Source organism: Pseudomonas congelans, assembly GCF_900103225.1.
GTDB classification, from domain to species: Bacteria; Pseudomonadota; Gammaproteobacteria; order Pseudomonadales; family Pseudomonadaceae; genus Aquipseudomonas; species Aquipseudomonas congelans.
Genome location: NZ_FNJH01000001.1, coordinates 125,161 through 140,208, shown reverse-complemented (window position 1 = coordinate 140,208; position 15,048 = coordinate 125,161). Strand labels below are relative to the sequence as shown.

General features: G+C 63.7%; 3 protein-coding genes. All 3 read right to left on the bottom strand.

What is annotated here, in order from left to right:
* Window positions 1–89 precede the first annotated feature (89 nt).
* Entirely contained in the window at window positions 90–308 is a 219-nt protein-coding gene (locus BLR20_RS00645) for an MbtH family protein (RefSeq protein WP_003304661.1), read from the bottom strand.
* An 81-nt stretch (window positions 309–389) separates the two neighbouring features.
* Window positions 390–1,802 (bottom strand): aspartate aminotransferase family protein, encoded by a 1,413-nt coding sequence (locus tag BLR20_RS00640; RefSeq protein ID WP_010426801.1) that lies wholly within the window; start codon window positions 1,800–1,802, stop codon window positions 390–392.
* 164 nt (window positions 1,803–1,966) lie between these two features.
* Window positions 1,967–14,977 carry a non-ribosomal peptide synthetase gene (locus BLR20_RS00635; protein ID WP_054993084.1) on the bottom strand — a complete coding sequence of 4,337 codons (13,011 nt, stop codon included), beginning with the start codon at window positions 14,975–14,977 and terminating at the stop codon, window positions 1,967–1,969.
* Window positions 14,978–15,048 lie beyond the last annotated feature (71 nt).

Genomic DNA, 15,048 nt, shown 5'->3' with positions numbered 1-15,048 from the left:
CGACGCTCTGCGTCGTCAAGAGGACGCGGAGCGTCCGGAACGGCATGCCGACGTCGCACGATAATCGAAGTATCCGTGCAGACCGTCAATCAGGCCGTCTGCGCTTCCATTTTCTGGCGCAGGCTCAGGGGACGCATGTCGGTCCAGACTTCTTCGATGTAGGCCAGGCATTCTTTCTTGAAACCGCTTTTGCCCACGGTGCGCCAGCCGTTGGGGATCGCCTTGTAGTCGGGCCAGATGGAATACTGTTCTTCGTGGTTGACTACAACTTGAAAGACGATGTCTTCCCGATCGAATACTGAAGTCATTGCTGCTCTCCATGTGTGTTCAGGGCTGCCGTGCCAATTCATGGCAGCTGTAGGGATTGAACGTATCACTACGTCGAAAAATTAAACCTGGGCGACGGCGGCGTTCAGCGCGCGGCCGAAGATCTCTGCCACTTCGTCGATCTGCTCGGCAGTGATGATCAGCGGTGGCAGAAAACGTACCACGCTGGCATGTCGACCTCCCAGCTCCAGGATCAGCCCGCGCTTGAGGCATTCACGCTGGATCAGCGGGGCCAGACGCGCAAATACCGGCGGATGACCCTGCGCATCGCGCGCACCGGACGGATCGACGAGTTCGACACCGAGCATCAGCCCGCGCCCGCGAATATCGCCCAGTTGCGGGAAGTCACGCTGCAAGGCACGCAAATGCCCGGACAGACGCGCGCCCATGGCTGTCGCGTGTGCGCAAATAGAGTGCTCCTGAAGATAGCGCATTACGGCAGAACCGGTAGCCATGGCCATCTGATTGCCGCGAAAGGTCCCGGCGTGAGCGCCCGGCAGCCAGGTATCCAGCCATGAACGATAGACCACCACCGCCAGTGGCAGACTGCCGCCGATGGCTTTGGACATGACCACTACGTCCGGGATGATCCCGGCATGCTCGAAGGCAAACATCTTGCCGGTGCGTGCGAAACCGCTCTGGATTTCATCGACGATCAGCGCCACACCGGCCTTTTCGGTGATGCGTCGCACGCCGCGCAGCCAGTCCAGATCAGCGGGGATCACTCCGCCCTCGCCCTGCACCACTTCAAGGATGACCGCTGCAGGCAATTGCACGCCGGCTTCCGGGTCGTTGAGCAGGTTTTCCAGATAATGCAGGTTGGCGCGCACGCCCTGCTCACCGCCAAGCCCGAACGGGCAGCGGTAATCATAGGGGTACGGCAGAAACTGCACGCCTGTGCCGAGCAACGCACCCAGCGGCTTTTTCGGGCCCAGACTGCCCATCAGGCTCAACGCGCCCTGGCTCATGCCGTGATAACCGCCCTGAAATGACAACACCGTACTGCGCCCGGTAGCGGTACGCACCAGCTTCAACGCGGCTTCCACCGCATCGGTGCCGGTCGGACCGCAGAACTGAATCTTCGCATCATCGGCCAGCGCTGGCGGCAGCAGGCCGAACAGGTCCTGAACGAACTGGTCTTTGACCGGCGTGGTGAGGTCCAGGGTGTGCAGTGGCAACTCGTCGGCGATGACTTGCTGGATCGCTTCGATAATTACCGGATGGTTATGCCCCAACGCCAGAGTACCTGCGCCTGCCAGGCAATCGATGAAGCGCCGCCCTTCGACGTCCTCGACGTGAATACCCTTGGCGCGTTTGAGCGCCAGCGGTATGCGCCGTGGGTAGCTGCGTGCGTTGGACTCCTGACGACTCTGTCGAGCCAGCAGTGGCGATTCGTCGAACTGGTAGAGCGTCTCAGCCGCAGCCGGGGCAACCCGTGCCGGCTGATCATCGATAAACCTGGTAGCGACTGACATCTGTGCAACCCTCAATACGCGGCTTTAATGACCTGAAGCATGAGCGTTGGCGCATGCCGCTTCAGGTGTGTGTTCGTTCCTTTGAAAACGCGCCAGCGAGCTGCGGATTTACACCCGCCAACGAGTTTTTTACCCGCAGCCACCGCGCGCCGACGAGAGGCTGATCAGAGCCCTTCCAGTTCTGCCATCAAGCCCGCCAGACGGTCGAATTTCTGCTCGTCGACCTGCGCTCCGCCAAGGCTTTCCAGGTGCTGCGCCAACGCCTGAACGGTGTTGAATTCGAACATCGCCCGCAACGGCACGTTACGTTGCAAGAGCTTCTGCGCACGCGTCACTACCTGGGTCGCGAGCAGCGAGTGGCCGCCCAACTCGAAGAAGTTGTCGGTAATGCCCACGCGCTCGACCTTGAGCACATCGGCCCAGATCGTCGCGAGTTGCTGCTCCATTTCCGTCTGTGGCGGCAGGTAATCCTGCTGTGCCAGGCTGACGTCCGGCGCCGGCAGGGCCCTGCGGTCCAGCTTGCCGTTCGGGGTCAGCGGCATGGCCTCCAGCAGCACCAGATGCGTCGGCACCATGTAGTCCGGCAGGCTGGCCTTGAGGTGGTTTTTCACCTCATCACACAGGGCCTCGTGATCCTGCGTCGCGGAGCGTGGTACCAGGTAGGCCGCCAGCACCTTGCCCAATGGGCCGTCGACGTCCAGCACCACTGACTCGCGGATGCCCGGATGCTCCAGCAGGCGGGTTTCGATTTCGCCCAGCTCGATGCGATAGCCACGAATCTTCACCTGATGGTCGACCCGGCCGACGTACTCCAGCACGCCGTCCTTGCGCCGCCGCGCCAGGTCACCGGTGCGGTACAGACGCTCGCCTGGCGCACCGAACGGATGCGGCACAAACACCGGCACGGTGCGCAGCGGATCAGCGACATAACCGCGACCGACACCGGCCCCGGCCACGCACAGCTCACCAACCGCGCCCAGCGGCACGAGGTCCAGCGCATCGTCGAGCAGGTACAGGCGGTTGTTGTCGGTCGGCGAACCGATCGGCAGGTAAGCGCTGCGTGTGGACTGCGCATCGACCCGGAAGAACGCCACATCATCGGAACACTCGGCCGGACCATAGGCATTCACCAGGCCGATCTGCGGGTAACGTTGCAGCCACTGGCTGGCCAGTTCCGGCGGCATGGCTTCACCGGTCGGCAGCATCCAGCGCAGGCTGTCGAGCGCTGCCTGCGGTTCGGCGAGCAGGCCGGTGATCAGCGACGGTACGCTTTCCAGCACGCTGATGCGCTGCGCCTGAACGTGCGCCAACAGCGCCTGCGGATCGCGGGCGATGTCGTTCGGCACAATGTCCACCCGCGCGCCAAACAGCGGCGCGGCGAGGAACTGCCAGACCGAAATGTCGAAACTCTGCGAGGCGGTCTGGGCGATCACATCGCGGTCGCTCAGGCTCAGATAAGGCACCTTGCTCAACTGGTTATTGAGCATGCCGCGCTGCTCAACCATCACGCCTTTCGGCAATCCGGTAGAGCCTGAGGTGAAGATCACATAAGCGAGGTTGTCCGGCGCGCTGTAGCGGCCAGGGTTGTGCTGCGCGGAATCGCTCTGCTGCACGTCTTCCCAGACCCGCAACTGCGGTCGGCGCGCTTCGGGCAGTGCAGCGAGCAGCGCCCTGCCCTGTTCCAGGCAATCAGCGCTGCACACCAGCAGCGGCGTGGCGCTCTGGGCGATGATGCCGCTCAGCCGGGAGTTCGGCAGCGCCGGGTCCAGCGGCAGGTAACCGGCACCGGCCTTGAAGCTGCCGATGATCATGCCCGGCAGTTCAACGCCGCGCTCGGCGAGCACGGCAACCGGCTGATCGAAACCGACACCCGCCTCAATCAGGGCATGGCCCAGACGGTTGCTGGCGATATTCAGCTCGGTATAGCTGAGCTGGCGGTCCAGGCAACTGACCGCAATGCGCTCCGGATGCGCCGCGACCTGCGCCTCGAACAGCTCGACATAGCTTTTATCCAGCGGGTAGGCATGGTCGCTCTGATTGCAGCCTTCCATCAGGAAAGCGCGTTCCTGCTCGCTGACCAGCGCCAGTTCGGCCATGTCGCCATGAAAGCCTTCGACCAGCGCCAGCAGCAGGCGTTTGAACTCACTGAGCATGCTTTGCACGGTGGATTCGTCGAAATAGCGCTGATCGTAGGACAGGTGCAGGCCCAGGTCATCGCCCGGATAGCAGACTGCGGTCAGCGGGTAGTTGGTGTGGGTGCGACCGGAATCCGAGGTGGCATTCAGGCTTTGCGCACGGTCCAGCACCGAAACCTCGACTGGCGCGTTCTCGAACACGAACAGGCTGTCGAACAGCGGCTGGCCCTTGGGCAGCTCGCTGTTTTCCTGAATGGTCACCAGCGGCAGGTATTCGTACTCGCGCAGTTGCATGTTGCTGTCCAGCAACTGACTGAGCCACTGGCGAACGCTGCAACGCTGATCGTCGGCCGGCATGCCGACACGCAGGGCGATGGTGTTGATGAACAACCCGACCGTGCGTTGCATCTGCGGCAGTTCCACCGGCCGCCCGGCCACGGTGACGCCGAATACTACGTCGCGATCACCGCTCATGCGCCGCAGGGTCAGCGCCCACGCCGCCTGGGCGAAGGTGTTGACGGTCAGTTGATGCTGCTGCGCCAGTTCGCGCAGTTGCGCGCCGTCGCGTTCATCGAGACGGGTGTAGCAGTCACCCACCACCATGCCACCGCTGTCGCCGGCATGTTCACGCAGGAACGGCCGGTCGCTGGGGATCGGCGTGGGTCGCTCGAAGCCGCGCAGGTTGTCTCGCCACCAGTCACGCGCCTGCGCCAGACCACGGCGTTGCAACCAGCCGATGTAGTCGCGATAGCGTGGTGCAGGTGCCAGTTGCGCATCGCGGCCTTCGCCCAGCGCAGTGTAAATGTCGAAGAAGTCGTTCATCAGCAGCGAGCGGCACCAGGCATCGATGAGGATGTGGTGGTTGCTCATCATGAACCAGTAGCGCGCCTCGTCGACGCGGATCAGGCACAGGTGGAACGGCGGTTGATCGAGCAGCGCGAATCCCGCCTCGCGTTCGGACTTGAGCAGGGCCTGCAAGTGCGGCTCCTGCTGCTCCGCGGGCACGTCACGCCAGTCCAGATAATCGATTGGCGTGCTGCCCGGCTTGTGAATGACCTGCAGCATGGTCTCGCCGATGTTCCAGCAGAACGAAGCTCGCAGCGCTTCGTGACGGGCGATTACCGCTTGCCAGGCCTGGGCGAAACGCTGCGGGTCCAGCGCGCTGTCGATGCGGTAGCGGTCCTGCATGTAATACAGCCCGGTGCCCGGCTCCAGCAGGGTGTGCAGCAGCATGCCCTCCTGCATCGGGGTCAGTGGGTAGACGTCCTCGATGTGGCTTGGCGGAACCGGCAGCGCGTCGAGCTGCGCCTGATCCAGAGCAGCCAGCGGGAAGTCCGACGGTGTCAGGCCGCCGCTGCCATCGGCCAGGCAATGGGCAATCAGCGCCTGCAGGCGGGCCAGGTAATCCTGCGCCAGTGCTTCGATGGCGGCGGGTTCATAGCGCTCGGCACTGAAGGTCCAGCGCAGCAACAACTCACCGCCATACACCTGACTGTCGATGCTCAGTTCGTTGGGCAGTGGCGCCTGCGGATCGTGTGCGGCACCTGGCGACTCTTCCAGCGGACGGAACAGCGCGTCGTCAGCGAAGCTCTGATCGAACTGGCCGAGGTAGTTGAAGGTGATCGGCGCCAGCGGCAGTGCCTGCATGGCGGCCTTGCTGGCACCGTCGGCCAGGTAGCGCAGCACGCCATAGCCCAGCCCCTTGTGCGGCACCTGACGCAGTTGTTCCTTGATCGCCTTGATCGAGTCGCCCGGTGCTGAATCGACAGCCGGCGCTGGCGTCAGGCGCAGCGGATAGGCGCTGGTGAACCAGCCCACCGTACGGGTCAGATCGATGTCGTCGAACAGGTTTTCACGGCCGTGACCTTCAAGCTGGATCAGCGTCGACGGCTGCCCGCTCCAGCGGCAGACCACCTGTGCCAGTGCGGTCAGCAGCAGGTCGTTGACCTGGGTTCGGTAGGCACTCGGCGCCTGTTGCAGCAGTTGCCGGGTACGTTCGGCATCCAGGCGCACGCTGACCGTCTGCGCATGACGATTCTGCCGACCGCCCTGCGGGTTATGGCATGGCAACTGCGCAGCAGGGCCGCCAAGCTGACGCTGCCACACGTGCAGTTCTTCACGTAACGATTCATTGCCTGCATAGGCCTGCAGACGTGCGGCCCAGTCGCGGAAGGCGCTGGTCTTCGCCGCAAGGCGCACGGGGGCTGCATCGCGCAGTTGACGATAAGCGCTTTGCAGATCGTCGAGCAGCACACGCCATGACACGCCGTCGACTACCAGGTGATGAATGACCATCAGCAACCGTTGCCGGCCCTGCGGACCGTCGACGAGCAAGGCGCGCAGCAGCGGACCGTTTTGCAGGTCGAGGCTACGCTGGGTGTCGGCGTACAAGGCTGCGCATTCGGCCATGTCGGTGACCTGCGCCTGAATCAAAAGAGTGTCGGCTGTCACTGCGCGGTGTTCAGCCTGCCACGTACCCTCATGCTCGGTGAAACTCAGGCGCAGGGCGTCGTGTTGTTCGAGTAGCACACGTAACGCCTGCTCCAGCAGGCTCGGGTCCAGCGCGCTGAGCGGCTCCAGCAACAGCGACTGGTTCCAGTGCTGACGCTCGGGGATCGGCGTGGCGAAAAACCACTGCTGAATCGGCGTCAGGCCGGAAGCACCGTCGAGCAAGCCCTGTTCGGCCTGAATCAGTTCGTGGGTGGTGGCCACGGCAGCGAGGGTCTGCACGGTCTGGTGCTGGAACAGATCACGCGGGCTGAAGTGAATACCCAGCTGGCGCGCCCGGCTGACCACCTGAATCGACAGGATCGAGTCGCCGCCCAGTTCGAAGAAGTTATCGTTGAGGCCGACTTTTTCCACGTTCAGCACCGCACACCAGATCGCCGCCAGCTGTTGTTCCAGCTCGCTGGCAGGCGCTACGTAGTGTTGACGATTGAGTTCCGGGTCTGGTGCAGGCAAGGCACGGCGGTCGAGTTTGCCGTTGGCGGTCAGCGGCATGCTGTCGAGCAGGATCAGGTGGGTCGGCACCATGTAGTCCGGCAGTTGCGCCTTGAGGTGCGACTTGAGCGATTCACGCAGTTGCGTCTGCTGCTCGTCGCCCTGCCCGGCCACATCGCTGACCAGATAGCCCGCCAGCTGCTTGCCCGACGGCGTGTCCAGCGCCAGCACAATGGCTTCGCGGACCGCCGCGTGCTCCAGCAAACGGGTCTCGATTTCCCCCAGTTCGATACGGAAACCGCGAATCTTCACTTGATGGTCGATACGCCCCAGGTATTCCACCAGCCCGTCGGCGCGCTGGCGCACCAGATCGCCGGTGCGATACAGACGTCCGCCGTTGCTGGCGAATGGATCGGCCACGAAGCGTTCGGCAGTCATGCCGGGGCGCTGGTGATAGCCCTGCGCCAGGCCCGCTCCGCCGATGTACAGCTCGCCGCTCGCGCCCTGGGGCACCAGCGCCAGATCGGCGTCGAGAATGTAGGCCACCCTTGCGCCGACCACGCGACCGATCGGCACGCTGGCTTCGCCCTCTTCCAGTTGCTGCGGGGCCAGGCTGGCCAATGGCATGACCACGGTTTCGGTCGGGCCATAGGCATTGAACAACAACTCGGGCTGGAACACCGCACGGATGCGTTGCAGGTGTTCGCCGGTCAGCGCTTCGCCGCCAGTGATGCACATGCGCACCGGCAGGGTCTGGCCCTGAGTCGCCAGCCACTGCGCCAACTGGCTGCCGTAACTGGGCGTGAAGCCGAGAATATTGACCTGCTGCTGACGAATCAGCGTGCAGATTTCTTCGGCGTCCCACTGTCCCTGAGCACGCAGCACCACGCGTGCACCGCTGAGCAATGGCACCAGCAGGCGCTCGGTGGCGGCATCGAAATTGATCGAGTAGAAATGCAGCTCGCAGTCGTCAGGGCGCATGTCGAAGCGCCGGATCACCGCCTGGCAATGCATGGCGATTTCACCATGGGACACCACCACGCCCTTGGGTTTGCCGGTCGAACCGGAGGTGTAGATCAGGTACGCCTGATGCTGCGGCAGGCTGATGAACGGCAGCTCACGGGTCGGGCAGGACGCCATCAATGGCTGATCATCTTCCAGGCACCAGCGGGCAACACCGTCAGGCAACTCGCCCAGTGCGGCAAACAGGGCACGATCGCTCAGCAGCAGCCCGACGCCGCTGTCTTCGATCATGTAGTGCAGACGTTCCAGCGGGTATTCCGGGTCGAGCGGCACATAAGCACCACCGGCCTTGAGGATCGCCAGCAGGCCGACGACCATGTCCAGCGAGCGCGGCAGCGCCAGACCGACGCGAACCTGCGGGCCGACGCCGCGCTCGCGGAGCATCCAGGCCAATTGGTTGGCCCTGGCGTCCAGCTCGGCGTAGCTGAGGGTTTGCCCGGCGAAAGTCAGCGCCGGCGCGTCTGCACGCCGTTGTGCCTGCTCGGCGAACAGGCTGTGAATGCATTGGTCGAGCCGTTGTTCACCCGCTTCGACGCCGAGGCTGTCGAGCAGTTGCTGACGCTCTGTATCCTGCAACAGCGGCAGTTCACTCAGGCGTTGTTGAGGGTCTGCAAGCAGCGCCTGCAACAGGTTCAGCCAGTGTTCGGCCATCTGCGCGATGCGCGGCTCATCGAACAGATCGGTGCTGTAGGTCAGGCAGCAACCCAGGCGGTGATCCAGCTCGGTGACTTCCAGATTGAGGTCGAACTTGGTGGCTCGCGCATCGTTGACCAGGTAATCGACGGTCATGCCCGCCAGCTCGCGACTTTGCTGGAATTCCCAGCGCTGCACGTTGCACATAACCTGAAACAGTGGATTGTAGGCCGCGCTGCGTGGCGGTTGCAGGGCTTCGACCAGATGATCGAACGGCAGGTCCTGATGCGACTGGCCTTCGATCACCGTGTGGCGAACCTGTTCGAACAGCTGGGCAACACTCATCTGCCCGTCAAGCTGCACGCGCAACACCTGAGTATTGAGGAACGCGCCGATCAGCCCTTCGCTTTCCGGACGGATACGGTTGGCCACCGGCGCGCCGATGCGCAGGTCGTTCTGGCCGCTGTAGCGGTAGAGCAATACCGCCAGGGTGGCGGTCATGGTCATGAACAGGGTCAGGCCGTTGCGGGCATTGAATGCACGAACTTTCGCGGCCAGATCGGCGTTCAGATCGAAGCGGTACAGTTCGCCCTGATGGCTTTGCACCGCCGGCCGCGGCCGGTCCGCAGGCAGCTCCAGCAATGGATGCTCGTTGCCCAGCTGCGCGGTCCAGTAATCGAGCTGGCGCTGGCGTTCGCCGGCTTCCATCCACTGCCGTTGCCAGACGCTGTAATCCAGATAGTGCACCGCCAGTGGTTCCAGTGGCGATGCTCGTCCGTCAAGGAAAGCTTCGTAAAGCAGGCCCAGTTCGCGGGCGAAAATGTCCATCGCCCAGCCTTCGGTGACGATGTGGTGCAGGGTCAGGACGAAGTAATGCTCAAGGTCGCTCGACTTGACCAGACACGCACGCAGCAAAGGCCCGGTTTCCAGATCGAAAGGCTGATGCGCCTCGCTGTCGGCCAGAGCCTGAATGCGCTGCTGACGACGTTCGGCGGGCAATGCCGAGTAGTCCTGCCATTGCACGCGCAGGCCGGACTGCTCGCTGACCTGCTGGCACGCTACGCCGTTGACGCTCGGGAACGTGGTGCGCAGGGTTTCATGGCGCAGGATCAAGGCTTGCAGCGCGGCCTCGAAACACTCGATGTTCAGTACGCCCTTCAGGCGCGCCATGCCGCCGACGTTGTAGGCCGGGCTGTCCGGCTCCATCTGCCAGAGGAACCACATGCGCTGCTGGGAATAGGACAACGGCACCGGCTGGCTGCGGTCGACGCGGGCAATCGGCTGCAGGCTGCTGCGCGCGCCTGACAGCTGAATGGCATCAACCTGTGCGGCAAACGCGCCCAGCTCGCTGGCTTCGAACAGAGCCCGCAACGGCAGGTCGATGTCGCACGCCTGACGCACACGGGAAATGATCTGCGTGGCCAGTAACGAGTGCCCGCCCAGCTCGAAGAAATCATCGCGCAAGCCGACACGCGGCACGCCCAGCACCTGTCGCCAGATAGCGGCGATCTGTTTTTGCAGATCCGTCTGCGGCTCGACGTGCTCGCGGGTCTGCCATTGCGGCTCGGGCAAGGCGCGGCGATCCAGTTTGCCGCTCGGGCTCAGGGGCATGTTGTCGAGGCGCACCAGCTGCGCCGGGACCATGTAATCCGGCAGCTCCAGAGTCAGCGCCGACTTGATCCGCTCGGCCTCGACGTTCTGCCCTGCTTCGGCGGTGTAATAACCGATCAGTTGCGGCCCGGCAACGGTTTCGCGCAGCAGCACGGCTGCCTGGCCTACGCCCGCCTGGGCCAGCAAGCGGGCTTCGATCTCTTGTGGTTCGACGCGGAAACCGCGCAGTTTGACCTGCTGATCCAGACGACCGAGGTATTCCAGCGCGCCATCGGCGGCCCAGCGTACCAGGTCCCCGGTGCGATACAGACGCTCACCCGCTTGCCCCAGCGGATCGGCGACAAAGCGCTCGGCAGTCAACCCGGGACGCCTCAGATAACCACGCGCCAGCCCGATGCCACCGATGCACAGCTCCCCGGCCACTCCGCGTGGCAGCGGATTCAGTTCGCTGTCCAGCACCCGGCACAGCACATTGGCCAATGGACGGCCGATCGGCGAGCGCAGGCCGTCGCTGATCCGGCACTGCCAGTGGGTGACGTTGATCGCGGTTTCAGTCGGGCCATAGCGGTTGTGCAGTTGTACGTCGGGCAGTTGCTCCAGCACCCGATTGCGCAGCTCGCCGGGCAACGCTTCGCCGCCAGAGAACAGGCGGCGCAGGCTGCTGCACTGCTGCGCCAGCGGCTCATCGATAAACAGTTGCAGCAGCGGCGGCACGAAGTGCAGCGTGGTCACCGAATACGCGTTGATCAACTGCGCGATGCGCTGCGGGTCGCGGTGTTCACCGGGGCCTGCCAGCAGCAGGCGGCAGCCGGTGATCAGCGGCCAGAAGCATTCCCATACCGAAACATCGAAGCTGATAGGTGCCTTTTGCATCAGCACGTCGCTTTCATCCAGCGCGTAGGTGTCCTGCATCCATTGCAGGCGCTCGGCCAGGGCCGCATGGGTGTTGCCAACGCCCTTGGGCTGACCGGTCGAGCCGGAGGTGTAAATCACGTACGCCAGGTTGTCGCCGTGCAGGCTCAGCCGCGGCGCGCTGACCGGCCAGTTGTCCAGGTGCAGCGTGTCCATCGCGACTGTGCACACGCCTTCGGCGCTCGGCAGATCGCCCAGCAGATGGCTCTGGGTCAGCAGCAGTTCGACCCCGATGTCTTGCAGCATGTAGGCGAGTCGATCCAGCGGATAATCCGGGTCCAGCGGCACATAAGCCCCGCCCGCCTTGATGATCGCCAGCAGCCCGATCAACAGCTGCGGCGAACGCTCGGCGGCGATCGCCACCTTGATGTCCGGACCCACGCCCTTGTCGCGCAGGTAATGCGCCAGACGGTTGGCCTGTGTGTGCAGGCTGACGAAGTCGAGGCTGCCGCCCTCCCACACCAGTGCGATACGTTCCGGGGTCTGTCGCGCCTGGCGGTCCAGCAGTTCAGGCAACCACAGTGTGGCCGGCGTGCAAGGCGCGGCGCTCCATTGCGCCTGTTGGTCCTGCTCCTCGGCGCTGAGCAGTTGCACATCCCCCAGCGCGAGCTGTGCCTGCTGGCTGACCTGCGTCAGCAGTCGTACATAGTGCTGAGCCATGGCCACGATGGTCTCGTGTTCAAACAGTTCGTCAGCGTAATCGAAGGACAACGTCAGGCGACCATTGCGGTCCTCCTCGCTGTGCAGTTGCAAATCGAACTTGGCCTCGCGGCTGTGCCACGGCAGTTCTTCGGCCAGCAGCCCCGGCAAGCGACGCAGCGCGCCGAGGTCGCGTTGCTGGTGGTTGAACATGACCTGGAACAGACCGTGCTCACGCGCCTGCGGAAACGCTTCGACCAGTTGCTCGAACGGCACGTCCTGATGGGCCTGGGCTTCAAGCGCAGCCTGCCGGGTCTGGGCCAGCAGCGTCGAGAATGGCAGACGCGGGTCCAACTGTGCGCGCAGTACCAGGGTGTTGATGAAGAAGCCGATCAGGCCCTGGGTTTCATGGCGTGGCCGATTGGCGCCGGGCACACCGATACGAATGTCGGTCTGCCCACTGTAACGATGCAACAGGGTCTGGAACCCTGCCAGCAGGAACATGAAAGACGTCGATTGCCAGGCTTGCGCGGTGTTGCGTACGGCGGCGCTCAGTTCGGCAGTCAGGCGCAGGCTGTAGCGCGACGCACTGTGCTGCTGGCGGGCTGAACGCGTGTGGTCGGTGTTCAGCGTCAGAACCGGCTGCTCATCACCCAGTTGTTGCTGCCAATAAGCCAACTGGCGCTCGGCCTCGCCGTTAGCCAGCCATTCGCGCTGCCATTGGCCGTAATCGGCGTAACGCAGCGGCAAAGGAGCCAGTTCCACAGTCTGGCCCTGAACAGCCGAGGCATAAAGGCGCGAAAACTCGTCGATCAGCACATTCAGCGACCAGCCATCGGCAATGATGTGGTGCAGCGTGACCAGTAATTGATGCTCTTCTTCGTCCAGTTGCAGCAGTGTGACGCGCAGCAGCGGACCGTGTTGCAGATCGAACGGCAAGCGCGCCTGCTGTTCGCGAATCGCCACGGCCCGTGCCTGACGCTCGGCGCTGGGCAGATCGCTGATATCGAGGGTGTCGAGGTGAAATTCACCCGGCGCATCGATACGTTGCAGGGCCACGCCGTCCTGCTCGTAGAAGCGCGTGCGCAGCGATTCATGGCGCTCGATCAGGCGCTGGAAGCTGGTGCGCAATGCAGTGCTGTCCAGTTCACCGCGCAGATGGAGCCCGCCGGGAATGTTGTAGGCGCTGCTGTGCGGGTCGAGCTGCCAGAGGAACCACAGGCGGTTCTGGGCCATGGACTGTGGCAGATGCTCGTTGCCGGGCAATCGGGCGATGGCGCTCTGCGTCTGGCTGTCGCCTTGCAAGGCGGAGATCTGTAGCGTTTCGACCTGTGCCGCGAAGGCCGCCAGCGTCGGCGCTTCAAAGAGCAGCCGCAGGTTCAGGTCTATCCCCAGCGTTTCGCGCAAGCGGGCCACGACCTGAGTCGCGATAATCGAATTGCCGCCCAACAGGAAGAAATGGTCGTCGGCACTGACCTGCTCACATTGCAGTTGCTCGCACCATACTGTGGCGATCTGCGCTTGCAGGTCCGAGCCGCTGCCTGGGGTACGGCCTGAAAGAGTGGTATCGCTCGCAGGAAACACCGCGTAGCTGTCCAGGCTGCCATCGGCCAGACGCGTGCGGCAGGCCGAGCGCTGCAATTTGCCGCTGGAGGTCTTGGGCAGCGCGCCCGGATTGAGCAGCACCACGACACTCGGCGCTTCCTGGAACGCCTCGGCCACGGTCTGCCGGATGATCTTGATCAACGCTTCGGGCGTGAGGATTTTCTGCACGCTGCGGCTGATTTCAGCGGCAATGCCGATGCCTTCACTACCGTTCTGAGTAACGGCAAACGCCGCCACCCGGCCTTTGCGCACGACATCCACTTCACCTTCGATGAGCTTTTCGATGTCCTGCGGATACAGGTTGTGGCCACGGACAATCAGCATGTCCTTCAAGCGGCCAGTAATGTACAGCTCGCCGTGACGCTGAAACCCCAGGTCGCCGGTCCGCAGCCAGGTCTGCCCGGCATGCTGCACGAATGCCCTGGCGGTGGCTTCAGGATTGCGCCAGTAACCGTGGGCGATGCTCGGCCCGCTGGCCCAGACCTCGCCAACCTGATTTTCGCCGAGCGCCTGCAGGCTGACCGGGTCGGCGATCAGTACGCCATGCCCCGGCTGACCCGTGCCGCAGCTCATGACCGGCTGACCGTCGCCCGGTTCTGCGACATTGCGCGCCAGCGCCTGCGCATTCAGACGCAGCGATGGAATACCCTTGCCGCGCTTGCCCCCGGCCACATACAGCGTCGCTTCGGCCAGGCCGTAGGACGCCATGAAGCTGTCAGGCGTGAAGCCGCAACTTGCGAACTTCTCGGCAAATACTCTCAGGCTGTCTTCGCGAATCGGCTCGGAGCCCGAATACGCCACGCGCCAGCGACTCAGGTCCAGACGTTCCAGCGCCGAATCGCTGACCCGTGTGCTGCACAGCTGGTAGGCAAAGTCAGGCCCACCGCTGATGGTGCCGCCGTATTCACTGATCGCTTCCAGCCAGCGCAATGGCCGTGCAAGGAAGTACGCGGGGGCCATGAGGATGCACGGGACGCCGCTGAAAATCGGCTGCAGCAAGCCGCCGATCAGGCCCATGTCGTGGTACAGCGGCAGCCAGCTGACAATCACGTCGTCCGGGTTGACGTCGATGCCGAAGCCGTGGCGGATCAACAACTCGTTGGCGACCAGGTTGCCGTGTGTGACCTGCACGCCCTTGGGCAGTGCGGTCGAGCCCGAGGTGTATTGCAGGAACGCGATATCGTCGGCCTGCAGCTGCGGACCCTGCCAGTCTTGTGCCGGGGCAGCAGGCAACGTATCGACACAGAGCAGTGGCGGCGCCTCGGCGGCGGACAGCTCGTCCATCTGCATTAAGGCAGGCTGCAAATCGGAGCCGGTCAGCAGCAGACGCGGCTCGGCATCGGCGATGATCGACAGCAGGCGCTCCTGGTGATGACGGCGGCTGGATTCCGGCGGATAAGCCGGCACGGCAATGATCCCGGCATACAGGCAGCCGAAGAACGCCGCGACGTAGTCGGGCCCGCTATGGAACAGCAAAATCGCCCGGTCCCCCGGCACGGCCTGGCATTGCAGCGCAGCAGCGATGGTCCGCGCGCGCAGGTCCAGATCACGGTAGGTCAACACCAGGCCCTGGTCTTTCTCATCGGTGAGAAAACGCAGCGCCAGCCGATCCGGCGTATGCAAGGCGCGACGCTGAAGCGCCTGAGCCAGAGTGTCGGGGAGTTCAAACGCATCCATGATGGGGTTCCTGCTAGATTCGGCGTGCCAGATAAAATCTGAATTTCAAAAAAGACGCGCGCCCCGCAAGG